Origin of the sequence: Weizmannia acidilactici (genome assembly GCF_008974225.1) — a bacterium.
GTDB classification, from domain to species: domain Bacteria; phylum Bacillota; class Bacilli; order Bacillales; family Bacillaceae_C; genus Weizmannia; species Weizmannia acidilactici.
In genome coordinates this window covers 32,215-54,382 of the sequence record NZ_BKZR01000014.1, presented here as the reverse complement: position 1 = coordinate 54,382, position 22,168 = coordinate 32,215, and the positions used below count along the sequence as shown (strand labels likewise).

The following is a 22,168-nucleotide window of genomic DNA, read 5'->3' as shown; positions in this document are numbered from 1 at the left end:
CATATGTTTGACATCGCCCCGACAATTTATGGCATGATGGGCGTACCGGAGCCTTCATTGGCGGACGGGAAGACGATCAGGGAATTGGTGCAATGATCAGATCATTGTTTCACGGGGGAACCCGCTGGTATAATGAACCCCGCAGCAGAAAAAATATATTATGATGCATTTTTAAGGAGGGGCTAAGATGTCCAAAAAGATTTTAATGGTCGTTACAAACCATACGCAGATTACCTATGACCACAAAACCGGCCTTTGGCTTGAAGAATTTGCGGTGCCTTATTTAGTGTTCAAAGAAAAAGGCTACGATGTGACAGTAACCAGCATTAAAGGTGGGGAAGTCGCACTCGATCCGAACAGCATCAATGAAAGAAAACCGGAGTGGAAAGAAGCCGAAGCGGAATTGAAAAATACCGAAAAGCTGACAAAAGAACATGCAGAAGGTTATGATGCCGTATTCCTGCCAGGCGGCCACGGCACGATGTTCGATTTTCCAAACAGTGAAGTATTGCAATACGTATTGCAGCAATTTGCGGAAGAAGGCAAAGTGATCGGCGCGGTATGCCACGGTCCTTCCGGGCTGGTGAATGTTACATACAAAGACGGCACACCGATCGTAAAAGGAAAGAAAGTAACCTCTTTCACCGACAGCGAAGAAAAAGAAATGCAGCTCGACCAACATATGCCGTTCTTATTGGAATCGAAACTGCGTGAAAAAGGCGCCGACTTCGAGGTGAGCCCGAACTGGACGGACCACTCCATCCGCGACGGCAACCTGGTCACCGGCCAAAACCCGCAATCGAGCAAAAGCACCGCGGAAAAAGTCGTGGAAGCGTTGGGAGATTGAAAATAAGGGGAATCCTGCATGGGCGGGCTTCCCTTTTTATTTTAGGGGTGACGCAAAAGAAATTTCAGCTGATTTCTGTAGGAACTCCGCCGATTTTTTTGGTACTACCGCTGATTTTTCTGGGATCCCCGCCGATTCCCCCACGTTTTCCGCCGATTTCTCTGAACCAAGCGGGGCGCCCTGGCCATTGTTTCTTACTTTTATCGCTCTTTTTTTAGGAATGATGCATAGGGGCGGGCACTCTTCTCCGCCTTTTTTCAACTTTTCGCTGATTTCCTGCACCTTTCCGCCGATTTTTTTGATATTACCGCTGATTTTTCCGGAACTCCCGCCGATTCCCCCACGTTTTCCGCCGATTTCTCTGAACCGGGCAAGGCGCACAGCCCCAGTTTCAAGCTGTTTCCCAAGCATAAGAAAAAGCCCCCAAACCAAATGTGGTCCGGGAGCCTTCGTCGTAAAATAAATTAACGTTTCGAGAACTGCGGTGCGCGGCGGGCGCCTTTGAGGCCGTATTTTTTACGTTCTTTCATACGTGCGTCACGGGTCAGCAACCCTGCGCGTTTTAATGTTGCGCGGTATTCAGGGTCAGCCTCAAGCAATGCACGGGCAATGCCGTGGCGGATTGCGCCGGCCTGTCCGGTGAAGCCGCCACCTTTTACGTTTACCAAAACATCGTAGCTGCCTGCTGTTTCCGTTATATTCAATGGTTGTTTAATGACTTCGATTAAAGCCTCGAACGGGATGTAATCTTTTACGTCGCGTCCGTTAATCGTAATATTGCCGTTTCCAGGAACTAAGCGGACACGTGCAACAGAACTTTTGCGGCGTCCAGTTCCGGTATATTGTACTTGTGCCAAAATAATGCCCTCCTTTTAAAATTATCCGCGAAGTTCGTAGACTTCAGGTTTCTGTGCTTCATGCGGATGCTCTGGTCCTGCATACACATGCAATTTTTTGAACATTTGGCGCCCAAGGGAACCTTTTGGTAGCATACCTTTGATTGCAAGTTCCAGCATTTTTTCCGGGTAGTTCGCACGCATTTCGCCTGCCGTGCGCTGTTTCAGGCCGCCTGCAAACTGGCTGTGGCGGTAGTAAATTTTGTCCGTTAATTTTTTGCCTGTCAATTCGATTTTCGATGCATTTACAATGATCACATGGTCACCCGTATCCACGTGCGGTGTGAAAGTCGGTTTATGTTTGCCACGTAAAATAGATGCGACTTCAGAAGCAAGGCGCCCAAGGGTTTTGCCTGATGCATCCACTACGTACCATTTACGTTCAACATCATTTGCTTTTGCCATATAAGTCGTACGCATGAGTTTACCCTCCTAAAAAATAATCGCAAAACACTCATGATCTATTGTCATCAACACGAATAAGTTTCCGGGGCTTATCGTGGAGTAAAAAAAACAATACCATATGATATAATATCGGTTTGGGGCAAGAATGTCAAGCAAATGTTACGCCCGGAACGGTTGTTTTTACAAACCTTTTTGGATGCGGCCTCAACCGGTTCCGCCGTAAGACACTTTCCATAAATACAACCCTTGCGGCGGCGCCGTTTTACCCGCAAAAATCCGGTTCCGTTTTTCAAGAATCTTGCGCATCTCCCCGGGCGCCCGTTTCCCACTGCCAATTTCAAGCAAAGTGCCGGTCAGGATCCGGACCATATTATATAAAAAACCGTCGCCGGTAAACCGGATGACGAGTTCGCCTTCCTTGCGCAAAAACTCAATTTCTTTTAAGGTGCGGATCTTATCTTCCACTTCCGTTTTCGCCGAACAGAAACTCGTAAAATCGTGGGTGCCGAGTACAGACTCCGCCGCTTCTTCCATCGCTTCCATGTCCAGCGGAAACCTTACCATGCAGGCGTAATGGTGCTTAAACGGGCTGCGGACATCCGAGAAATAAATCCGGTAGCGGTACTCTTTCTCTTTTGCCGAAAAGCGGGCGTGGAAATCCGGTTGTGCGCGTTCCGCTTTTAAAACCGAAATGTCATCGGGAAGCAGGCTGTTTAAAGCAGCCGGCCATTTCTCCTCCGGGATGGAAAGATCGGTATCAAAATGTATGACCTGGCCCATCGCGTGTACGCCGGCATCCGTCCGTCCGGAAGCTGCCGTTTTGACCGGCCGGCTTTTATGGATGGAGGCAAGCGCCTTTTCCAGTTCCGCCTGTACCGTCCGCTGCCCGGGCTGGACCTGGTAGCCGGCAAAACCGGAACCGTCATAGCTGATCGTGCATTTGATCCTGCTCATAAAATCCCCCCGTCACGGAATAACACAAGCAGAACCGTCACTGCCGCGAGAGAACATAAGGAAAGGGTGTCAGCAGGCCGCCAGACGAGCAGGCGGTATTTTGTCCTGCCTTCCCCGCCTTGGTAACCCCTCGCTTCCATCGCGGTCGCGAGCTCCTCCGCCCTTTTAAACGAGCTGACAAACAGCGGAATCAATAAAGGAATGATGGCCTTGACCCGGTCTTTCAGGCTGCCCCCCGAGAAATCGACGCCCCTTGCCATTTGCGCTTTCATGATTTTTTCGGTTTCATCCATCAAGGTCGGGATAAACCTTAACGAAATCGACATCATCAAAGCAAGTTCATGCACTGGAAATTTAATTTTCAGGAGCGGGCTAAGCAGCATTTCAATCCCATCCGTTAGCGAAATCGGCGTAGTAGTCAACGTCAAAAGCGACGTCAAAAAAATCAGAAGCAAAAACCGGAGCGAAATAAACACGCCCTGCCGAATCCCTTCGCTGTAAATACGGATAAACGCATAATGGAAAACAAGCTGCCCTTCCCGGTTAAAGAAAAGCTGCAAGAAAAATGTAAACACAACAAGCCACAAAATCGGCATTAAACCGTTAATAAAAAAGCGGACGGGCACCTTCGAAAGCAGCATTACCAGCATTGTAAATGCCGTCAAAATCGCATATGTCACCGCGTTGTTGGCCAGGAACACGATACAGATAAAAACAAAGACAAAAATCAGTTTCGAGCGCGGATCCATCCGGTGAATGACGGAATCGCCCGGAATATAGCGCCCGAAAATCATTTTTTCCATCATCAACGCCCACCCCGTTTCAAAAGCGATTGCAGTTCTTCGGCGAGCTCTTCCGCTGTCAGGCAGGTTTTCCCGAGCTTTTTGCCCAGCCTTTTCTCCAGCGTCGACTGGAAGCGGACAATATCCGGCACGCTTAACCCCCACTTTTCAAGCTCTTCCGGATCCGAAAAGATTTCGCGCGGGGGGCCTTTCCGTTTCAGTTCGCCATGGTGCAAAATCACCAGTTCATCCGCGTACGCGGCCGCATCTTCCATGCTGTGGGTAACAAGAATGGTCGTTAAATGTTTTGCCCGGTGCAGTTCGTAAAACAAGTCCATCATTTCCCGGCGCCCGCGCGGATCAAGCCCTGCAGTCGGCTCGTCCAAAACGAGGACGTCCGGTTCCATTGCCAGCACCCCGGCGATGGCAACACGCCGCATCTGCCCGCCTGATAAATCAAACGGCGATTTCGCGAGGATGTCCTCCGGAAGCCCGACAAGCCGGATCAATTCCCTTGCCCGCTTTTTTGCCACGTCTTCCGGCACGCCGAAATTCATCGGCCCGAAACAAATATCCTTTTCAACCGTTTCCTCAAACAGCTGGTGTTCCGGAAATTGGAAAACAATCCCGACTTTTTGCCGGATGGCTTTTAAGTTTTTTTCTTTTTTGCCGGCATCGATCACTCGGTCCCCAATGGTGATTTTTCCTTTTGTCGGCTGCAGCAGGGCATTTAAATGCTGCAACAGCGTCGACTTTCCCGAGCCGGTATGCCCGATCACGGCGATATAGCGGCCCGACGGAATTTCGAGGGAAATATTATGGAGCGCAAGCCTTTCAAACGGCGTATTCGGCTGGTAACGGTATTCTACTTGCTCAAGTGCAATGTCCATAGTGCATCCACCAATTCTTCGTCTGTTAAATAAATCATAGGAAAATCAAACCCGATTGTTTTTAACGCTTTTGCCATTTTCACTGGAAACGGAATATCCAAACCGAGTGCTATCAGCTTTTCGTCCATTTGAAAAATTTCACGCGGCACGCCCTCTTTGTACACCTGCCCCTGGTTCATCACGATCATCCGGTCGGCCTGGGCAGCTTCCTCCAAATCATGAGTGATGGAAATGACGGTCAGGCCGACTTCACTTTTTAACTCTCGGATTGTCCCCAGCACTTCTTTCCGGCCAACCGGGTCGAGCATTGAAGTCGCTTCATCCAAAATGATGACTTTCGGCTGCAGCGCAATAATGCCGGCAATCGCCACCCTTTGCTTCTGGCCGCCCGATAAATGGTGCGGCTCACGGTCCAAAAAGGCGGACATGCGCACGCGTTCCAGGGCGTCATGGACGCGTTCCACCATGATGTCGCGCGGGACGCCGTGGTTTTCGAGGCCGAACGCGACATCATCCTGTACGGTTGTGCCGACAAACTGGTTGTCCGGATTTTGGAAAACCATGCCGACCCGCCTCCTGATTTCCCACACGTTTTCCTCAGACAAAGGGAGCCCGCCAACCGTGATGGACCCCGTTTCGGGAAATTGCAGACCGTTCAGCAACCTGGCCAACGTCGACTTTCCGGAACCGTTATGCCCGACGATGGCCAGCCATTCGCCTTCATATACTTGAAAAGAAATATCCTTTAACGCATAAGTTTCCTGTTCCGGGTAACGAAAGGAAACTTGATGGATGTCAATGACTGCGTTTCCGCCTTCTGCCAATGTTGGATTCCTCCTCGGTAAGCCTTGTCTACCTGCGGTAAAGCATGCTGCTAACGATCATAAGCAAAACTTCCTGCTTATTGTCTATTTTACCGTATGACCCGGCTGTTTGGCGGGAAAAATATCCCCATAATAAAAAAGCCTGCACCCCTCTTCAGTGTAGACGTTAACAAACCCGCGCAAACAAGATTAAAAAAAGAGAGGTGCAAGGAGCTAGACGGGTCACGCGAACATGCCCATCGTAACACTCGTTTTTAAGGAAGGCTGGATCGTATCAAGGATGGTGAATTACCGCGAAATCCGCTTTGTTTTGGCGTTACTGCCCCGCAAACCCCGCGGTAATCAATCGTTCATTATAGAAAAAGGGCAGAGAAGCAGTTAAGATACTTCCAAACTGTCCAGCCCTTGTCATGATCATTCGCTTACTTTTTCGTCTTCTTCGACGAATTCGATAATGGCAACCGGTGCGCCATCCCCGCGGCGCGGACCCACTTTCATAATCCGGGTGTATCCGCCCTGGCGTTCCGTATAACGCGGTGCGATTACCGAGAACAATTTTTGAACAGCATCTTGTTTCGTTTCTGCATCAGCCGTTTCGTGGCGTACAAATGCAGCAGCCTGGCGGCGGGCATGAAGATCCCCGCGTTTTCCAAGCGTAACTAATTTTTCAACAACCGAGCGTAATTCTTTTGCACGTGCTTCAGTTGTTTCGATGCGTTCGTTGATGATAAGGTCTGTTGCTAAATCGCGCAGCAATGCTTTACGTTGGGCGCTTGTGCGTCCTAACTTTCTGTAAGGCATGAAGTTTCCCTCCCTTATGTTGGATTATTAGTCGTTGCCTTTCGACCAGCTTAGTCGTCTTTACGCAAGCCTAAGCCCAAATCTTCAAGCTTCGCTTTAACTTCTTCCAAAGACTTGCGGCCCAAGTTGCGCACTTTCATCATGTCTTCTTCCGTCTTGTTGGCCAACTCCTGGACAGTATTGATGCCCGCGCGTTTCAGGCAGTTGTAAGAACGAACCGAAAGATCAAGTTCTTCGATGGTCATCTCAAGCACTTTTTCTTTTTGGTCCTCTTCTTTTTCCACCATGATTTCGGCGTTTTGCGCTTCGTCCGTCAGTCCTACGAAGATGTTCAAATGCTCAGTCAAAATTTTGGCGCCTAAAGCGATCGCTTCTTTCGGGCCGATGCTTCCGTCAGTCGTTACATCTAATGAGAGCTTATCATAGTTGCTCACTTGTCCTACCCGTGTATTTTCAACCTGATAGCTCACGCGTTGAACAGGAGTATAAATAGAATCTATTGGAATGACACCAATTGGTTGGTCTTCCCGCTTATTTTGATCAGCGGGTACATAGCCGCGGCCTTGGTTGGCTGTCATGCGCATGTGAAGATGCCCGTTTTCGGCAACCGTCGCAATATAGAGATCCGGATTTAAAATCTCCACATCGCTGTCATGCGTAATATCGGCAGCTGTCACAACGCCTTCTCCCTTCACATCGATCTCAAGCGTCTTTTCCTCATCGGAATAAATTTTTAAAGCCAGCTTTTTGAGGTTCAAAATGATGGTTGTAACATCTTCTACGACGCCTTCAATTGTTGAGAATTCATGCATCACGCCATCGATTTGGATGGAAGTGACAGCGGCACCCGGGAGTGAGGATAATAGGATACGACGTAAGGAGTTACCCAAAGTAGTACCATATCCACGCTCAAGCGGTTCTACGACGAACTTGCCATAAGTAGCATCATCGCTAACCTCAACCGTTTCAATTTTTGGCTTTTCAATTTCGATCATTCAAATTTACCCTCCTTCAAAACGTCGAAACCCCGTATAGCACCCAAGGAAGAGCCCTATTCGAAATTCCCCATGTTTGCATTCCCTCTTGTGCACAACAACTGGATCATTCAAATCATATTTTTTGCAGATTATGCATCATATCCCATTATAGACAACGACACAAAATCTATACAAAAAAATTAAACACGGCGACGTTTTGGCGGGCGGCACCCGTTATGCGGAACAGGTGTTACATCTTTAATGGCTGTTACTTCAAGTCCTGCAGCCTGTAGTGCGCGGATCGCGGCTTCACGGCCTGCACCAGGTCCTTTTACGGTAACTTCCAAAGATTTCATCCCATGTTCCATCGAAGCTTTTGCAGCTGTTTCAGCAGCCATCTGGGCAGCAAACGGAGTGGATTTACGCGAACCTTTGAATCCTAAAGCACCTGCGCTGGACCATGCAACAGCATTCCCATGCACATCAGTGATCGTGACGATTGTATTGTTAAAAGTGGAACGAATATGAGCGACACCAGTCTCAATATTCTTTTTCACACGGCGTTTACGAGTATTTGTTTTACGTGCCATAATTTTAGCAACCTCCTTTGCTCATTATTTCTTCTTGCCGGCAACCGTTTTGCGAGGGCCTTTACGGGTACGGGCGTTATTTTTCGTGTTTTGCCCGCGTACAGGAAGGCCGCGGCGATGGCGAAGTCCCCTGTAAGATCCGATTTCCATCAAGCGTTTAATGTTCAGAGAAACTTCACGGCGAAGATCCCCTTCCACTTTCAGCTTGTCAACGATGTCACGGATACGGTTTACTTCATCTTCCGTTAAATCGCGGACGCGCGTATCTTCGGAAATTCCGGCCTCAGCAAGAATTTTCTGTGCGGTTGATTTACCGATACCATAAATGTATGTTAAAGAAATAACAACACGTTTATCACGTGGAATGTCAACACCAGCAATACGTGCCATATAGGTGCACCTCCTTTAAATTATCCTTGTTTTTGTTTGTGTTTCGGATTTTCACAAATTACCATTACTTTGCCTTTTCTGCGGATGACTTTGCATTTTTCACAGATCGGCTTTACAGATGGTCTTACTTTCATTGTTCTACCTCCTTAATATAGCGGAGTACAGACCCGGTATCTTGGGAAACGGATCCCCGGGCATACTTGCCGTTGCACCGAAAAACCCTCGTGTCATGTGGAAAAATTATTTAAACCGGTATGTGATTCTTCCGCGCGTTAAATCATACGGAGACAGTTCAACTGTTACTTTGTCGCCCGGCAAAATACGGATAAAATTCATCCGGATTTTCCCCGACACATGCGCCAGAACAGTGTGACCATTCTCTAATTCTACCTTGAACATGGCATTCGGCAAAGTTTCACTGACAATGCCTTCAACCTCAATGACATCATCTTTCGCCATCGAACTCTTCTCCCTTCTTCTAACATTTGGGACCTAGCATAATACCTTTCCGAAAACCTCAACTCTATAAGGCTCGCCGAAGCTCCTTGCATGTCAACATGACGAACGCAACGGATTACAGCAGGAATCGGCGTCCGTGATTCCGGCGCAATCCAACTGGTCGGAGGGACTGGCGAGGGCTGTATAGTCGGTCCATCAGGTATAAATGGTTCTTCTTGTCAGTCTTGACCAATCCCATGTCCGGCATACACGCGAACGATAGAAAGCCATTTGCAAGAAATTGAATTGCATGAGAGACGTTCGAATGACGTTCGCTGACATCCTGAATAAGGAAGCAGCATTCCTCATCTATTTCCAACAGAATATTTTAGAAGAAGAATATCGCCAAAATGAATTGGAGCCGCAATTTCACCCATCAAATATTCTGTAAGCATTCAACGGTGAAAATCGTCACGAAAACCATTATAACCCTTTGAACCGGAAAATGCATCTAACTTGAAAAGTTTTTTTCGCCAATTCCATCCAAAACCGGTATGGCGGCAAAACTGCCTTTTTCCATGAATGGGTTTAATGCCGTACTGATTTTATTGGCTCTCATGAATTCATCGAGTACTTAACGGTCAGCCAATTGGCCCAGCAGTTGGTCGATATCGGAAAAAACTTTCTCAATGTCCTGCTGGCCGTTTACATTCCGCAAATAGCCTTTTTTTCCATAATAATCAAGAAGCGGCTGGGTTTGTTTAATATTCACATCCAAGCGGTTTTGCACAGTTGCTTCATTGTCATCAGCCCGTTGATAGAGCGGGCCGCCACACCTGTCACACACACCTTCCACTTTAGGCGGATTAAACTCCAGATGGTATGTTGCACCGCAGCTTTGGCAGATTCTGCGGCCGGTTAAACGCGCCGTCAAGATGCTTTTATCTACTTCAATATTGATCACATAATCAAGATGTTTATCAAGGCTGCTTAAAATGTCTTCCAAAGCCTCAGCCTGGGCAATCGTTCTTGGGAACCCGTCAAGCAGGAAGCCTTTTTTGCAGTCATCCTTGCTTAACCGTTCGCGCACAATGCCGATCGTGACCTCATCGGGAACCAGTTCGCCTTTATCCATATAGGATTTGGCTTTAAGACCCAATTCAGTTTCTTCCTTGATTGCTGCCCGAAACATATCTCCGGTTGAAATGTGAGGAATGGAATACTTTTCAATGATTTTTTCGGCTTGGGTCCCTTTACCGGCACCGGGAAGGCCCATTAACACTAAATTCATCGGTACAGCCCCCTCAATCTCTGATATCGGCTTCAGGAACAAGGAATGCCCCAAAACCAATTTTATTTAATAAAGCCTTTGTAATGGCGCTTCACTAATTGAGCTTCCAGTTGCAGCATCGTTTCAAGCGCAACCCCGATGACAACGAGCAGGCTTGTGCCGCCGATTCTGGCTGAAGCAGGCAGCCCGACCACATTGGTGAAGATCACCGGAAGAATAGCAATAACCGCTAGAAAAATCGACCCGACAAAAGTCAGACGGTATAAAACCGAAGTAACATATTGCTGCGTATTCTTCCCCGGGCGGATTCCCGGAATATAGCCGCCTTGTTTCTTTAAATTATCGGCAAGCTGTTCAGGATTGACTTGCACAAATGCATAGAAATAAGTAAAAGCAATAATCAAAGCCACATAAATCAATGCCCCGACCGGTTTCGTATAATCGAATATCCATTGTATGGTGCTGGCCACATCGCTGGATCCGAAAAACGATGCGATCGTCTGCGGCGCAATGATGAACGAAATCGCAAAGATGACCGGAATAACGCCGGCAGCATTCACTTTTAGCGGCAGATGTGTGGTTTGGCGCCCGACAGTAGTTCTTCCGGATGAAATATGCTGTGCATACTGAATCGGAATTTTTCTCGATGCCTGCTGAAAATAAATGACCCCAACCACAATGGCCAATACGATCAATGCCAAGAAAGCCAACAGGACAATTTTCAAAAACAGCTGCGATCCGGCATTTTCAATTTGTTGTGCGTAAATTTGGTTAATTGCAGTGGGAATCCCGGCAATAATGCCGGCCATTATCAAAATGGAAATCCCGTTTCCGACGCCTTTTGCCGTAATTTGTTCGCCGAGCCACATCAGGAAAGTGGTACCGGCAGTGAGCGTAAGGGCGATGATCAAATATGCCCCGAAACCGGATTTTGTAATCAGTGCCCCCTGCGCCAAGTTATTGAAGCCGTAGGACATCCCGAACCCTTCGATTAAAGACAAGATAACGGTAAAATAGCGTGTAAACTCATTCAGCTTACGACGCCCCACTTCACCTTGTTTTGCCCACTCGGCAAATTTCGGCACAACATCCATCTGTAAAAGCTGCACGATAATGGATGACGTGATATATGGCATAATTCCCATTGCAAAAATAGAGAAGTTTTTTAACGCACCGCCCCCAAAGGTGTTCAAAAAGCCGACCAAGCCATTTTGGGTGGCAGCATTCAATACTGATGCATCTACGTAAGGAACCGGTATAAAAGCCCCTATGCGGAATACTACCAGCATGAGGAGGGTGAAAATAATTTTATTTCTTATCTCACCCACACGCATAAAATTGGAGATTGTTTTAAACATTAAATCACCTCAGTAGTACCGCCGGCAGCTTCAATGGCTTCTTTAGCAGCAGAGGAAAATTTATGCGCTTTTACAGTCAGCTTTTTCTCAAGCTTTCCGTCCGCAAGTACTTTAATGCCCGATTTTTCCTTGCTGACAACGCCCGTTTCCAGCAAAAGGGCAGGCGTTACTTCCGTTCCGTCTTCAAAACGGTTTAAAGCATCCAGGTTCACAATGGCATATTCTTTACGGTTGATGTTTGTAAAGCCGCGTTTGGGCAAACGGCGGAATAAAGGCGTTTGGCCGCCTTCAAAACCAAGGCGTACACCGCCGCCGGAACGCGCATTTTGCCCTTTATGGCCTTTACCGGCAGTTTTGCCGTTGCCTGAACCAATGCCCCGGCCTACACGATTGCGTTTTTTACGGGATCCTTCTGCAGGTTTTAATTCATGAAGTTTCATGGTTGCACCTCCTCTTATTTTTAGATCAGTGATTATTGTTCCACAACAGAAACAAGATGGGATACTTTATTGATCATACCGCGGATAGCGGGATTGTCTTCGTGTTCAACAGTTTGGTTGACTTTACGCAAACCGAGCGCTTTTACCGTATCGCGCTGGTCCTGCGGGCGGCCAATCACACTGCGGGTGAGGGTAATTTTTAATTTTGCCATTTAGCGTTCCCTCCTTAACCTAATAGTTCTTCAACAGATTTATTGCGCAGTTTTGCAACTTCATCCGCACGTTTCAGTTGTTTAATGCCGGCCATCGTCGCACGAATCATATTAATCGGCGTGTTGGAACCTAAGGATTTGGATGTAATATCCGCAATCCCGGCCAGTTCCAAAATGGCACGCACAGGGCCGCCAGCGATAACACCGGTACCAGGCGAACCAGGTTTCAGCAAAATTTTCCCTGCACCAAAGTGGCCGATGACTTCGTGAGGGATCGTTGTACCCACAACCGGTACTTCAACAAGGTTTTTCTTCGCATCTTCAACTGCTTTGCGGATCGCATCCGGTACTTCTTGTGCTTTACCTGTTCCAAAGCCGACATGGCCATTTCTGTCACCTACAACAACAAGTGCGGAGAAACGGAAACGGCGCCCCCCTTTCACGACTTTGGCAACGCGGTTAACCGTAACAACGCGTTCTTCTAATTCAAGTTTGTTTGGGTCAATACGTAGCATGTAATGTTTTCCCTCCTTTATGATTAAAATTGGAGTCCGTTTTCACGGGCTGCATCGGCAAGGGCTTTAATTCGGCCGTGGTACAAATATCCGCCGCGGTCAAAAACAACTTCTTTCAAACCTTTTTCAAGCGCGCGTTTGGCAATCAATTCCCCAACTTTCCGGGCAGCTTCAATATTGCCGGTCGATTCAAGGTTCAGCTCTTTGTCGAGCGTAGAAGCGCTGGCCAATGTTACGCCGTTGACATCATCAATCAATTGGGTATAAATGTTTTTATTCGAACGATAAACATTCAAGCGCGGACGCTCAGCAGTTCCGCTTAATTTCGCGCGGACGCGTGCATGTCTTTTTTTACGTACTTGATTTTTATCCGGCTTTGTGATCATTGAATTCACTCCTTTCTCATCCTAAGCAGCATTACTTACCGGTTTTTCCTTCTTTTCGGCGTACATATTCGCCTTCATAGCGAATACCTTTGCCTTTGTATGGCTCAGGCGGGCGAACGTCGCGGATATTCGCGGCAAATGCGCCGACGCGTTCTTTGCTTGCGCCTTTTACGACAATTTTCGTATTGGAAGGAACTTCAATTTCCAAGCCTTCTTCCGGTTCAAACTCTACAGGATGGGAGAACCCGACGTTCAGGACAAGTTTCTTGCCTTGTTTTTGGGCACGGTACCCGACCCCGACCAATTCCAATGATTTTTCAAAGCCTTTCGATACACCTTCCACCATGTTCGCAAGCAAAGCGCGGGTTGTCCCGTGCAGTGCGCGGTGGTTTTTGCTGTCGGAAGGGCGCGTTACGTTGATGACATTTCCTTCAACAGAAATGGCAATATCCGGGCTGAAGCTGCGGGTCAATTCGCCTTTTGGCCCTTTTACCGTAACAGTATTTCCGTTAATGTTAACCGTAACTCCGGATGGGATTTCAACCGGTTTTTTTCCGATACGTGACATGTTTTACACCTCCGTTCAACGTCAAATGATTACCATACGTATGCCAAAATTTCCCCGCCGACATTGTTTTTGCGGGCTTCTTTGTCAGTTAAAACGCCTTGCGATGTAGAAACAATCGCAATGCCAAGGCCGTTCAGCACTTTTGGAATTTCGTCAGCTTTCGCATAAACGCGCAAGCCTGGTTTGCTGATGCGCTTGATCCCTGTAATAACGCGTTCGTTGTTTGCGCCGTATTTCAGGAAGATCCGGATGATCCCTTGTTTATTGTCTTCGATATATTCAACATCACGAATAAAGCCTTCGCGTTTTAAAATTTCAGCGATTTCTCTTTTGATCTTGGAAGCCGGTACTTCCAATTTTTCATGACGCACTGTGTTTGCATTGCGGATGCGGGTAAGCAAATCTGCAATTGGATCAGTCATGACCATTATGTTTACCTCCTTCCCAAATTCGGGTTTTACCAGCTGGCTTTTTTCACGCCAGGAATTTGACCTTTATATGCAAGTTCGCGGAAACAAATACGGCAAAGTTTAAACTTGCGAATGACGGAATGTGGTCGGCCGCAACGTTCGCACCGTGTATAAGCTTGCACTTTATACTTCGGTTCGCGTTTTTGTTTCGCAATCATTGATTTTTTAGCCACGTTTTCGCCTCCCTTTAGCAAGAGCTATTATTTTTGGAATGGCATTCCGAGTAAAGTTAACAGTTCACGTGATTCTTCGTCCGTGTTTGCAGTTGTGACAATGACGATGTCCATGCCGCGCACTTTATTGACTTTATCATAATCGATTTCAGGGAAGATCAGTTGTTCCTTAATACCAAGTGTGTAGTTGCCGCGGCCGTCAAAAGATTTTTTGGAAACGCCGTGGAAGTCACGCACACGTGGAAGGGAAACAGAAATTAATTTATCCAGAAATTCATACATGCGCTCACCGCGGAGGGTTACTTTTGCGCCGATCGGCATCCCTTCGCGAAGGCGGAAACCTGCGATCGAACGTTTCGCTCTTGTTACAACCGGTTTTTGGCCGGAAATTAAAGTCAATTCTTCAACAGCATTGTCTAACATTTTTGCGTTTTGGACTGCGTCACCAACACCCATGTTGATCACGATTTTTTCAACTTTAGGCACTTGCATGACGGATGTATAGTTAAATTTCTTTGTTAAAGCAGGAATAACTTCTTTTTCGTATTTTTCTTTTAGGCGGTTCATGTCGTGTACCTCCCTTCATGTTCAAACTATTTATCTAAAACTTCGCCGGATTTTTTTGCTACACGTACTTTTTTGCCATCTCTTACTTCGTAACCGATACGAGTCGGCTCATTTGTTTTCGGGTCAAGCAACATGACATTGGATACGTGGATTGGCGCTTCCATATCGATAATCCCGCCTTGCGGATTAGCCTGGGAAGGTTTCGAGTGTTTTTTCACGATATTCACGCCTTCCACAATGACACGGTCTTTTTTCGGGAATACTGCCAGGATGGTGCCGGTTTTCCCTTTATCTTTGCCGGAGATCACCATCACCTTGTCGCCTTTTTTGACATGCATTACAATCGCACCTCCTTGATTGTCATCAAACTGATAGATTAAAGCACTTCCGGAGCTAACGATACGATTTTCATGAAATTGTTGTTGCGCAATTCGCGTGCAACAGGCCCGAAAATACGCGTACCGCGAGGGCTCTTGTCGTCACGAATAATGACGCATGCATTTTCATCAAAGCGGATGTAGGAACCGTCGCTGCGGCGCACTCCGCTCTTTGTGCGTACGACAACAGCTTTCACCACGTCACCTTTTTTAACAACGCCCCCTGGTGTTGCTTGTTTTACCGTAGCAACAATAACATCGCCGATATTTGCGGTTTTCCGTCCGGAACCGCCTAACACTTTAATCGTTAAAACTTCACGTGCACCTGAATTGTCAGCCACCTTCAAACGGGTTTCTTGTTGGATCATACTCGTTTACCTCCCTTCGGAATCACCGTAATCCGAACTGATATAGATTAAATAATGACTGCTTTTTCAACGATTTCGACAAGGCGGAAACGTTTTGTAGCAGATAACGGGCGTGTTTCCATGATTCTTACGATATCGCCGACTTTTGCTTCGTTATTTTCATCATGCGCCTTGAATTTTTTCGAGTATTTTACGCGTTTGCCGTACAGAGAATGCTTTTTGTAAGTTTCTACAAGGACAGTGATGGTTTTATCCATTTTATCGGATACCACACGGCCGGTATAAACTTTGCGTTGGTTGCGTTCACTCATGTATCGCGAACCTCCTCCCATTATCGGTTGTTAATTCCAATTTCTCTTTCACGAATGACAGTTTTCATACGGGCAATCGATTTGCGAACTTCACGGATGCGGGCGGTGTTTTCCAATTGTCCGGTCGCAAGCTGGAAGCGAAGGTTGAACAATTCTTCCTTCAGCGATTTAATTTTTTGTTCAATTTCGGCAGTGGTCAAGTCACGAATTTCCTTAGCTTTCATTAGATTCACCACCAATTTCTTCACGTTTTACAAACTTGCATTTGATCGGAAGCTTGTGTGAGGCAAGGCGCAAAGCTTCGCGTGCAACTTCTTCGGGAACCCCGGCAATTTCAAACAAAATCTTACCAGGTTTAACTACGGCTACCCAACCTTCAGGCGCACCTTTACCGGAACCCATCCGGACTTCAAGCGGTTTAGCTGTATATGGTTTGTGAGGGAAGATTTTAATCCATACTTTACCGCCACGTTTCATATAACGTGTCATAGCAATACGGGCAGCTTCGATTTGGCGGTTTGTAATCCAGGAAGCTTCCAATGCCTGCAAACCGTATTCGCCAAAAGCCACTTCAGTGCCGCCTTTTGCACGGCCGCGCATTTTCCCGCGGTGTTCACGGCGGTATTTCACACGTTTAGGCATTAACATGATCAGTTTCCCCCTTCCTCAGTTTTTTTCTTGGCAGGAAGGACTTCTCCACGGTAAATCCATACTTTCACGCCAAGTTTTCCATATGTTGTGTCGGCTTCAGCATGCGCATAGTCGATATCCGCACGAAGCGTATGAAGCGGAACAGTACCTTCGCTGTAGTGTTCTGCACGGGCGATATCCGCGCCTCCCAAACGTCCCGAAACCTGTGTCCTGATGCCTTTCGCACCAGCACGCATGGCACGTTGGATTGCCTGTTTTTGCGCGCGACGGAAAGAAACACGGTTTTCCAGCTGGCGGGCAATGTTTTCCGCAACCAATTTTGCATCGATGTCTGCTTTTTTGATTTCAACAATATTAATGTGGACCCTTTTTCCGGTCAGAGCATTCAGTGCTTTACGCAATGCTTCTACTTCTGAACCGCCTTTACCAATGACCATCCCAGGTTTTGCCGTACGGATTGTAATGTTTACACGGTTTGCGGCACGTTCAATTTCCACACCGGAAACAGAAGCATCAGCGAGGCGTTTTGCAATGTACTCACGAATTTTGATGTCTTCGTGCAACAGATCGGCGTAATCTTTTTCTGCATACCATTTAGATTCCCAGTCACGAATCACTCCGATTCGCAAACCGATAGGATTTACTTTTTGACCCACTCATTATCCCTCCTTCTGATCTGATACTACGATCGTAATATGGCTCGTACGTTTGTTGATTTGGCTTGCACGCCCTTGTGCGCGCGGGCGGAAACGTTTGAGCGTAGGCCCTTCATCAACATAAGCCTTCGCCACAACAAGTTCATTCACGTCCATATCGTAGTTGTGTTCTGCGTTCGCAATTGCAGAGTTGAGAACTTTTTCAATAACCGGCGAAGCAGCTTTTGGTGTAAATTTAAGAATCGAAAGTGCTTCTCCCACTTGCTTTCCTCGAATTAAATCAATAACCAGGCGTGCTTTACGAGGAGCAATACGGACTGTTTTCGCGACAGCTTTTGCTTCCATTGGAATGCCCTCCTCTCGTTAGCGTCTTGTTTTCTTATCGTCACCTGCGTGACCCCTGAATGTGCGTGTCGGTGCGAATTCACCGAGCTTGTGGCCTACCATGTCTTCCGTAATGTAAACAGGAACATGTTTGCGCCCGTCATAAACGGCAATTGTATGGCCGACGAATGCAGGGAAAATTGTCGAACGGCGCGACCACGTTTTAATGACTTGTTTTTTGTTGGATTCGTTCAGCTTTTCGATTTTTGACATCAAATGGTCATCAACAAAAGGCCCTTTTTTTAAACTGCGACCCATGGCCGATCCTCCTTTCAAGATTGCGCTACGGTTCAGCCAGCGAACCGTAGTCCAACCGCATTATTTTTTACGACGACGTACAATAAATTTATCGGATTTGTTATTCTTCTTGCGTGTCTTGTAACCAAGCGTTGGTTTGCCCCATGGTGACATTGGGGATTTGCGCCCGATCGGAGCACGTCCTTCACCACCGCCGTGCGGGTGATCGTTCGGGTTCATAACAGATCCGCGGACAGTTGGGCGGACACCCATCCAGCGTTTGCGGCCTGCTTTACCAATGTTTACAAGCTCGTGCTGCTCATTGCCCACTTGGCCGATCGTTGCGCGGCAAGTAGCCAGAATCATGCGCACTTCACCTGAATTTAAACGGACAAGCACATATTTGCCTTCTTTACCGAGCACTTGGGCAGATGTGCCTGCGGAACGGATCAATTGGCCGCCTTTACCAGGTTTCAGCTCGATGTTGTGGATCACGGTACCAACTGGAATTTCGGAAAGCGGAAGTGCGTTCCCTACTTTAATATCGGCATCAGGGCCGGACATGACTTCCATACCGACAGTTAAATTTTTCGGTGCGATAATATATCGTTTTTCACCATCTAAATAATGAATCAATGCAATATTGGATGAACGGTTCGGGTCATATTCGATTGTGGCAACGCGTCCTGGTATACCATCTTTATCGCGTTTGAAGTCGATAATCCGGTATTGGCGCTTATGACCGCCGCCATGATGACGAACAGTTAACTTCCCTTGGTTGTTGCGGCCTGCTTTTTTGTGGAGCGGAGCCAGCAAGGATTTTTCGGGTGTATCCGTCGTAATTTCCTCAAAATCCAAAGCAGTCATGCCGCGACGCCCGTTAGAGGTCGGTTTGTATTTTTTGATCGCCATGTTTTTCCCTCCTCTTCAGTCTGATCAATAAAAATTAAACCTCAAAAATTTCAATTTCTTTGCTGTCTGGCGTTAAAGTAACGATCGCTTTACGGCGCTTGTTTGTATAGCCAACAAAACGGCCCATGCGTTTAAATTTGCCTTTGTAGTTTGCTACGTTTACTTTCGCAACCTTTACGCCGAAAATTTCTTCGACAGCTTTTTTGATTTGCGTTTTGTTCGCTTTCACGTCAACGTCGAAAGTATATTTCTTTTCAGCCGTCAATTCCATTGAACGTTCAGTAATGATGGGGCGCTTCAGAACATCACGTGCATCCATTAACCAAGCACCTCCTCTACTTTTTCAACAGCGGATTTCGTCATGATTAATTTATCATGGCTGACGACATCCAAAACATTTACGCCTGCTGCATCAACGACGGTCACACCAGGAATGTTACGTGCGGATAATGCAACATTTTCGTTTAAAACATCTGTCACGACAAGTGCCTTTTTATCTACCGACAAGTTTTTCAAAACGGCAACAAAATCTTTCGTTTTTGGCGCGTCAAAGTTTAATGCGTCCAAAACCAAAATATTGTTTTCCTGTACTTTCGAAGATAAGGCGGATTTAATTGCAAGACGGCGTACTTTTTTCGGAAGTTTGTAGCTGTAGCTGCGTGGAACAGGCCCAAATACAGTACCGCCCCCGCGCCATTGCGGTGCACGGATGGACCCTTGGCGTGCGCGGCCTGTGCCTTTTTGGCGCCACGGTTTGCGTCCGCCGCCGCTGACTTCAGAACGCCCCTTTACTTTATGGGTTCCTTGGCGCAACGAAGCCCTCTGCATAATGATCGCTTCAAATAAAACATGTTCATTCGGCTCGATACCAAATACAGCGTCTTTTAATTCCACTTCACCGACTTGTGAACCGTTTTGGTTGTATAAAGCTACTTTTGGCATTCCTGTTTCCTCCTTTCTTTACAGTTATTTTGCTTTCACAGCTGCTTTGATTTTAAGCAAAGATTTTTTAGGACCAGGAACGTTTCCTTTAATAAGAAGCAAATTGCGTTCTGTATCGACTTTCACGATTTGCAGGTTTTGGACCGTTACTTGTTCTCCTCCGGTGCGTCCAGGGAGCGCTTTTTGCTTAAATACACGGTTTGGCGCAATCGGGCCCATCGAACCTGGACGGCGGTGGTAACGGGAACCGTGTGCCATTGGTCCGCGGGATTGCCCGTGGCGTTTAATAACACCCTGGAATCCTTTCCCTTTGGAAATTCCGGTTACGTCTACGAGGTCACCCTCTGCAAAAATATCAACTTTGACTTCTTGACCAACTTCAAAATCGCTAGTATTTACTCCGTCAAACTCACGAACGAAGCGCTTAGGTGCCGTATTGGCTTTTGCGGCATGGCCTTTTTCAGGTTTGGTTGCCAAACGGTCCGGTTTGTCGTCAAATCCGAGCTGGATTGCTTCATAACCGTCTGTTTCAACTGTTTTCTTTTGAAGCACAATATTTGGCGTTGCTTCAACAACAGTCACAGGAATAAGATCACCGTTCTCGGCAAAAACTTGGGTCATACCAATTTTTCTTCCTAAGATTCCTTTGGTCATCAGTCACACCTCCTGTTATGTGTATCAAATTTATCATTAAAGTTTAATTTCAATGTCTACGCCGGATGGCAGATCCAACCGCATCAGCGAATCAACAGTTTGCGGAGTTGGATTTACGATATCAATCAGACGTTTGTGTGTACGCATTTCGAATTGTTCGCGAGAATCTTTGTATTTGTGTACAGCGCGCAAGATCGTATAAACGGACTTCTCTGTCGGCAGCGGAATCGGGCCGGAGACGCTCGCACCGGATCTTTTTGCTGTTTCTACAATTTTCTCTGCAGACTGATCAAGGATTCTGTGATCATATGCTTTTAAACGAATGCGGATTTTTTGTTTTGCCATTATTTTCCCTCCTTTTTCGCCTATTTGCTAATAGACATTCTCCATGGAAATTTTCCTGGCACACGCGCCATGGCAAAGTGGCCGGGTGTGTCAGCAACCTCCCACTTCATCGCAGTCAAAGACCAACATCAATCATTATACACAAAATCATAAGCGAATGCAACATAAATCTTGATGTTCCGCCGGTTTCAAAGCTTTCTTTATTATACATAGCCCCCGCAGCATCATTAAGTTTTGGCAATAATTACTGCGGATATCCAATATCGTGTCGAACACCCGAAAACCATGAAAGAATGCATCAAAAAAAGCAGCCGGATTTTTCTCCGGCTGCCTTCTGATTCAAATATTCGATTAGGCTTCGATAGAAGAAACGGAACCTGCGCCTACTGTACGGCCGCCTTCACGGATAGAGAATTTTGTTCCTTCTTCGATCGCAATTGGCGAAATCAATTCTACGCTCATTTCAACGTTATCGCCAGGCATTACCATTTCAACGCCTTCCGGAAGAGTGATAATGCCGGTTACGTCCGTTGTACGGAAGTAGAATTGCGGACGATAGTTAGAGAAGAATGGAGTGTGGCGTCCGCCTTCTTCTTTCGTCAAAACGTAAACTTGTGCTTTAAATTTTGTATGCGGGGTAATGGATCCCGGTTTTGCCAAAACTTGACCGCGTTGTACTTCTTCACGTGCAATACCGCGGAGAAGTGCACCGATGTTGTCGCCAGCTTCAGCATAGTCAAGAATTTTACGGAACATTTCAACGCCGGTTACAGTTGTTTGTTTTGGTTCGTCGCTCAAACCTACGATTTCAACAACGTCACCGACTTTCAATTGTCCGCGTTCTACACGGCCGGTTGCAACAGTACCGCGGCCTGTGATGGAGAATACGTCTTCAACAGGCATCATGAATGGTTTATCAGTGTCACGTTGCGGAGTTGGGATGTATTCATCAACAGCATCCATCAATTCAAGGATTTTTGCTTCGTATTCAGGGTCACCTTCAAGAGCTTTCAAAGCAGAACCTTTAATAACCGGCACTTCATCGCCAGGGAAGTCGTATTCAGAAAGAAGGTCGCGGACTTCCATTTCAACAAGTTCGAGCAATTCTTCGTCGTCCACCATGTCGCATTTGTTCAGGAATACAACGATGTAAGGAACGCCCACTTGGCGGGAAAGAAGAATGTGTTCGCGAGTTTGAGGCATTGGGCCGTCAGCTGCGGATACAACCAGGATTGCACCGTCCATTTGCGCTGCACCTGTGATCATGTTTTTAACATAGTCAGCGTGTCCAGGGCAGTCAACGTGTGCATAGTGGCGTTTTTCAGTTTCATATTCAACGTGTGCAGTATTAATTGTGATCCCGCGTTCGCGTTCTTCAGGCGCACCGTCAATTTGGTCATATGCTTTCGCTTCAGCTTTACCTTGTTTTGCAAGAACAGCGGTAATTGCAGCGGTTAAAGTCGTTTTACCATGGTCAACGTGACCGATTGTACCAATGTTACAGTGTTCTTTAGAACGGTCGAATTTTTGTTTAGCCATCAGGAAATCCTCCTTAAT

Annotated in this window: 39 protein-coding genes; 2 read left to right on the top strand and 37 right to left on the bottom strand. The window is 46.9% G+C overall.

The window, feature by feature from the left end; genetic code table 11:
- The first annotated feature begins 187 nt into the window (after positions 1 to 187).
- Complete coding sequence (locus GBH70_RS07145) at positions 188 to 847, top strand: type 1 glutamine amidotransferase domain-containing protein (protein ID WP_151680399.1); 660 nt, start codon at positions 188 to 190, stop codon at positions 845 to 847.
- A 36-nt stretch (positions 848 to 883) separates the two neighbouring features.
- Here the strand turns inward: GBH70_RS07145 and GBH70_RS07140 are convergent, their stop codons facing one another.
- The 7 genes from GBH70_RS07140 to GBH70_RS07110 all read right to left on the bottom strand — a co-directional run bounded on the left by GBH70_RS07140 (position 884) and on the right by GBH70_RS07110 (position 5,598).
- On the bottom strand, positions 884 to 1,258 hold the full coding sequence (locus GBH70_RS07140; RefSeq protein ID WP_151680398.1) for a hypothetical protein: 375 nt from the start codon (positions 1,256 to 1,258) through the stop codon (positions 884 to 886).
- Between the two features lie 53 nt (positions 1,259 to 1,311).
- Positions 1,312 to 1,704 carry a 30S ribosomal protein S9 gene (gene rpsI / locus GBH70_RS07135; RefSeq protein ID WP_151680397.1) on the bottom strand — a complete coding sequence of 131 codons (393 nt, stop codon included), beginning with the start codon at positions 1,702 to 1,704 and terminating at the stop codon, positions 1,312 to 1,314.
- 21 nt (positions 1,705 to 1,725) lie between these two features.
- Positions 1,726 to 2,163, bottom strand: coding sequence for a 50S ribosomal protein L13 (gene rplM, locus GBH70_RS07130; protein ID WP_151680396.1), 438 nt, complete (start codon positions 2,161 to 2,163; stop codon positions 1,726 to 1,728).
- Between the two features lie 189 nt (positions 2,164 to 2,352).
- The gene (gene truA, locus GBH70_RS07125) at positions 2,353 to 3,102 is read right to left on the bottom strand and encodes a tRNA pseudouridine(38-40) synthase TruA (RefSeq protein WP_151680395.1); all 750 of its coding nucleotides are present in this window, start codon (positions 3,100 to 3,102) and stop codon (positions 2,353 to 2,355) included.
- Positions 3,099 to 3,908 carry an energy-coupling factor transporter transmembrane component T family protein gene (locus GBH70_RS07120; protein WP_151680394.1) on the bottom strand — a complete coding sequence of 270 codons (810 nt, stop codon included), beginning with the start codon at positions 3,906 to 3,908 and terminating at the stop codon, positions 3,099 to 3,101. Before GBH70_RS07120 ends, truA begins: the two co-directional genes overlap by 4 nt.
- Positions 3,908 to 4,774 (bottom strand): energy-coupling factor ABC transporter ATP-binding protein, encoded by an 867-nt coding sequence (locus GBH70_RS07115; RefSeq protein WP_151680393.1) that lies wholly within the window; start codon positions 4,772 to 4,774, stop codon positions 3,908 to 3,910. The genes GBH70_RS07120 and GBH70_RS07115 overlap by 1 nt, the downstream gene beginning before the upstream one ends.
- Complete coding sequence (locus GBH70_RS07110) at positions 4,750 to 5,598, bottom strand: energy-coupling factor ABC transporter ATP-binding protein (RefSeq protein WP_151680392.1); 849 nt, start codon at positions 5,596 to 5,598, stop codon at positions 4,750 to 4,752. Before GBH70_RS07110 ends, GBH70_RS07115 begins: the two co-directional genes overlap by 25 nt.
- A gap of 232 nt (positions 5,599 to 5,830) precedes the next feature.
- On the opposite strand from GBH70_RS07110, the gene GBH70_RS16695 reads away from it, so the two are divergent.
- On the top strand, positions 5,831 to 5,980 hold the full coding sequence (locus GBH70_RS16695) for a hypothetical protein (RefSeq protein ID WP_172967469.1): 150 nt from the start codon (positions 5,831 to 5,833) through the stop codon (positions 5,978 to 5,980).
- A gap of 32 nt (positions 5,981 to 6,012) precedes the next feature.
- Here GBH70_RS16695 and rplQ read toward each other — a convergent pair whose 3' ends face one another.
- The 30 genes from rplQ to tuf all read right to left on the bottom strand — a co-directional run bounded on the left by rplQ (position 6,013) and on the right by tuf (position 22,150).
- Entirely contained in the window at positions 6,013 to 6,399 is a 387-nt protein-coding gene (gene rplQ / locus GBH70_RS07105; protein WP_151680391.1) for a 50S ribosomal protein L17, read from the bottom strand.
- A 50-nt stretch (positions 6,400 to 6,449) separates the two neighbouring features.
- Positions 6,450 to 7,394: a DNA-directed RNA polymerase subunit alpha gene (locus GBH70_RS07100; RefSeq protein WP_151680390.1), complete on the bottom strand. Its 945-nt coding sequence runs from the start codon at positions 7,392 to 7,394 to the stop codon at positions 6,450 to 6,452.
- A 182-nt stretch (positions 7,395 to 7,576) separates the two neighbouring features.
- The gene (gene rpsK, locus GBH70_RS07095; protein WP_151680389.1) at positions 7,577 to 7,966 is read right to left on the bottom strand and encodes a 30S ribosomal protein S11; all 390 of its coding nucleotides are present in this window, start codon (positions 7,964 to 7,966) and stop codon (positions 7,577 to 7,579) included.
- A gap of 24 nt (positions 7,967 to 7,990) precedes the next feature.
- A complete protein-coding gene (gene rpsM, locus GBH70_RS07090; RefSeq protein WP_151680388.1) occupies positions 7,991 to 8,356 on the bottom strand; it encodes a 30S ribosomal protein S13 in 366 nt (121 codons plus the stop codon).
- A gap of 20 nt (positions 8,357 to 8,376) precedes the next feature.
- The gene (gene rpmJ, locus GBH70_RS07085) at positions 8,377 to 8,490 is read right to left on the bottom strand and encodes a 50S ribosomal protein L36 (RefSeq protein WP_003156543.1); all 114 of its coding nucleotides are present in this window, start codon (positions 8,488 to 8,490) and stop codon (positions 8,377 to 8,379) included.
- A 106-nt stretch (positions 8,491 to 8,596) separates the two neighbouring features.
- Positions 8,597 to 8,815, bottom strand: a complete 219-nt coding sequence (gene infA, locus GBH70_RS07080; protein WP_013858101.1) for a translation initiation factor IF-1 — start codon at positions 8,813 to 8,815, stop codon at positions 8,597 to 8,599.
- Between the two features lie 613 nt (positions 8,816 to 9,428).
- Positions 9,429 to 10,085, bottom strand: coding sequence for an adenylate kinase (locus tag GBH70_RS07075; RefSeq protein WP_151680387.1), 657 nt, complete (start codon positions 10,083 to 10,085; stop codon positions 9,429 to 9,431).
- Positions 10,086 to 10,147: 62 nt separating this feature from the next.
- Positions 10,148 to 11,443, bottom strand: a complete 1,296-nt coding sequence (gene secY, locus GBH70_RS07070) for a preprotein translocase subunit SecY (RefSeq protein WP_151680386.1) — start codon at positions 11,441 to 11,443, stop codon at positions 10,148 to 10,150.
- The gene (rplO, locus tag GBH70_RS07065; protein WP_151680385.1) at positions 11,443 to 11,883 is read right to left on the bottom strand and encodes a 50S ribosomal protein L15; all 441 of its coding nucleotides are present in this window, start codon (positions 11,881 to 11,883) and stop codon (positions 11,443 to 11,445) included. The genes secY and rplO overlap by 1 nt, the downstream gene beginning before the upstream one ends.
- Before the next feature lie 32 nt (positions 11,884 to 11,915).
- A complete protein-coding gene (gene rpmD / locus GBH70_RS07060) occupies positions 11,916 to 12,095 on the bottom strand; it encodes a 50S ribosomal protein L30 (RefSeq protein ID WP_151680384.1) in 180 nt (59 codons plus the stop codon).
- Between the two features lie 14 nt (positions 12,096 to 12,109).
- Positions 12,110 to 12,610, bottom strand: a complete 501-nt coding sequence (gene rpsE, locus GBH70_RS07055; RefSeq protein WP_151680383.1) for a 30S ribosomal protein S5 — start codon at positions 12,608 to 12,610, stop codon at positions 12,110 to 12,112.
- Positions 12,611 to 12,633: 23 nt separating this feature from the next.
- Positions 12,634 to 12,996 carry a 50S ribosomal protein L18 gene (gene rplR, locus GBH70_RS07050; protein ID WP_151680382.1) on the bottom strand — a complete coding sequence of 121 codons (363 nt, stop codon included), beginning with the start codon at positions 12,994 to 12,996 and terminating at the stop codon, positions 12,634 to 12,636.
- 31 nt (positions 12,997 to 13,027) lie between these two features.
- Positions 13,028 to 13,564 (bottom strand): 50S ribosomal protein L6, encoded by a 537-nt coding sequence (rplF, locus tag GBH70_RS07045; protein WP_151680381.1) that lies wholly within the window; start codon positions 13,562 to 13,564, stop codon positions 13,028 to 13,030.
- A gap of 29 nt (positions 13,565 to 13,593) precedes the next feature.
- Entirely contained in the window at positions 13,594 to 13,992 is a 399-nt protein-coding gene (rpsH, locus tag GBH70_RS07040; RefSeq protein WP_151680380.1) for a 30S ribosomal protein S8, read from the bottom strand.
- A gap of 29 nt (positions 13,993 to 14,021) precedes the next feature.
- Positions 14,022 to 14,207, bottom strand: a complete 186-nt coding sequence (locus GBH70_RS07035) for a type Z 30S ribosomal protein S14 (protein ID WP_014096494.1) — start codon at positions 14,205 to 14,207, stop codon at positions 14,022 to 14,024.
- A 27-nt stretch (positions 14,208 to 14,234) separates the two neighbouring features.
- Complete coding sequence (gene rplE / locus GBH70_RS07030; RefSeq protein WP_151680379.1) at positions 14,235 to 14,774, bottom strand: 50S ribosomal protein L5; 540 nt, start codon at positions 14,772 to 14,774, stop codon at positions 14,235 to 14,237.
- Positions 14,775 to 14,800: 26 nt separating this feature from the next.
- On the bottom strand, positions 14,801 to 15,112 hold the full coding sequence (rplX, locus tag GBH70_RS07025; protein ID WP_151680378.1) for a 50S ribosomal protein L24: 312 nt from the start codon (positions 15,110 to 15,112) through the stop codon (positions 14,801 to 14,803).
- Positions 15,113 to 15,150: 38 nt separating this feature from the next.
- Complete coding sequence (gene rplN / locus GBH70_RS07020; RefSeq protein ID WP_013858089.1) at positions 15,151 to 15,519, bottom strand: 50S ribosomal protein L14; 369 nt, start codon at positions 15,517 to 15,519, stop codon at positions 15,151 to 15,153.
- Positions 15,520 to 15,566: 47 nt separating this feature from the next.
- Positions 15,567 to 15,830, bottom strand: a complete 264-nt coding sequence (rpsQ, locus tag GBH70_RS07015; RefSeq protein ID WP_151680377.1) for a 30S ribosomal protein S17 — start codon at positions 15,828 to 15,830, stop codon at positions 15,567 to 15,569.
- Between the two features lie 20 nt (positions 15,831 to 15,850).
- Positions 15,851 to 16,054, bottom strand: coding sequence for a 50S ribosomal protein L29 (gene rpmC, locus GBH70_RS07010; protein WP_151680376.1), 204 nt, complete (start codon positions 16,052 to 16,054; stop codon positions 15,851 to 15,853).
- Positions 16,044 to 16,478 carry a 50S ribosomal protein L16 gene (rplP, locus tag GBH70_RS07005; protein WP_013858086.1) on the bottom strand — a complete coding sequence of 145 codons (435 nt, stop codon included), beginning with the start codon at positions 16,476 to 16,478 and terminating at the stop codon, positions 16,044 to 16,046. Before rplP ends, rpmC begins: the two co-directional genes overlap by 11 nt.
- A 2-nt stretch (positions 16,479 to 16,480) precedes the next feature.
- Positions 16,481 to 17,137 (bottom strand): 30S ribosomal protein S3, encoded by a 657-nt coding sequence (gene rpsC / locus GBH70_RS07000; RefSeq protein ID WP_151680375.1) that lies wholly within the window; start codon positions 17,135 to 17,137, stop codon positions 16,481 to 16,483.
- A 3-nt stretch (positions 17,138 to 17,140) separates the two neighbouring features.
- A complete protein-coding gene (gene rplV / locus GBH70_RS06995) occupies positions 17,141 to 17,482 on the bottom strand; it encodes a 50S ribosomal protein L22 (RefSeq protein ID WP_151680374.1) in 342 nt (113 codons plus the stop codon).
- A gap of 18 nt (positions 17,483 to 17,500) precedes the next feature.
- A complete protein-coding gene (rpsS, locus tag GBH70_RS06990) occupies positions 17,501 to 17,779 on the bottom strand; it encodes a 30S ribosomal protein S19 (protein ID WP_151680373.1) in 279 nt (92 codons plus the stop codon).
- Between the two features lie 60 nt (positions 17,780 to 17,839).
- The gene (rplB, locus tag GBH70_RS06985; RefSeq protein WP_151680372.1) at positions 17,840 to 18,670 is read right to left on the bottom strand and encodes a 50S ribosomal protein L2; all 831 of its coding nucleotides are present in this window, start codon (positions 18,668 to 18,670) and stop codon (positions 17,840 to 17,842) included.
- Between the two features lie 34 nt (positions 18,671 to 18,704).
- A complete protein-coding gene (rplW, locus tag GBH70_RS06980) occupies positions 18,705 to 18,989 on the bottom strand; it encodes a 50S ribosomal protein L23 (protein ID WP_151680371.1) in 285 nt (94 codons plus the stop codon).
- A complete protein-coding gene (gene rplD / locus GBH70_RS06975; RefSeq protein ID WP_151680370.1) occupies positions 18,989 to 19,612 on the bottom strand; it encodes a 50S ribosomal protein L4 in 624 nt (207 codons plus the stop codon). Before rplD ends, rplW begins: the two co-directional genes overlap by 1 nt.
- A 24-nt stretch (positions 19,613 to 19,636) precedes the next feature.
- Positions 19,637 to 20,266 carry a 50S ribosomal protein L3 gene (gene rplC / locus GBH70_RS06970; RefSeq protein WP_151680369.1) on the bottom strand — a complete coding sequence of 210 codons (630 nt, stop codon included), beginning with the start codon at positions 20,264 to 20,266 and terminating at the stop codon, positions 19,637 to 19,639.
- Positions 20,267 to 20,302: 36 nt separating this feature from the next.
- Positions 20,303 to 20,611 (bottom strand): 30S ribosomal protein S10, encoded by a 309-nt coding sequence (gene rpsJ / locus GBH70_RS06965; protein ID WP_025729837.1) that lies wholly within the window; start codon positions 20,609 to 20,611, stop codon positions 20,303 to 20,305.
- Between the two features lie 351 nt (positions 20,612 to 20,962).
- On the bottom strand, positions 20,963 to 22,150 hold the full coding sequence (tuf, locus tag GBH70_RS06960) for an elongation factor Tu (RefSeq protein ID WP_151680368.1): 1,188 nt from the start codon (positions 22,148 to 22,150) through the stop codon (positions 20,963 to 20,965).
- Positions 22,151 to 22,168: the final 18 nt, after the last annotated feature.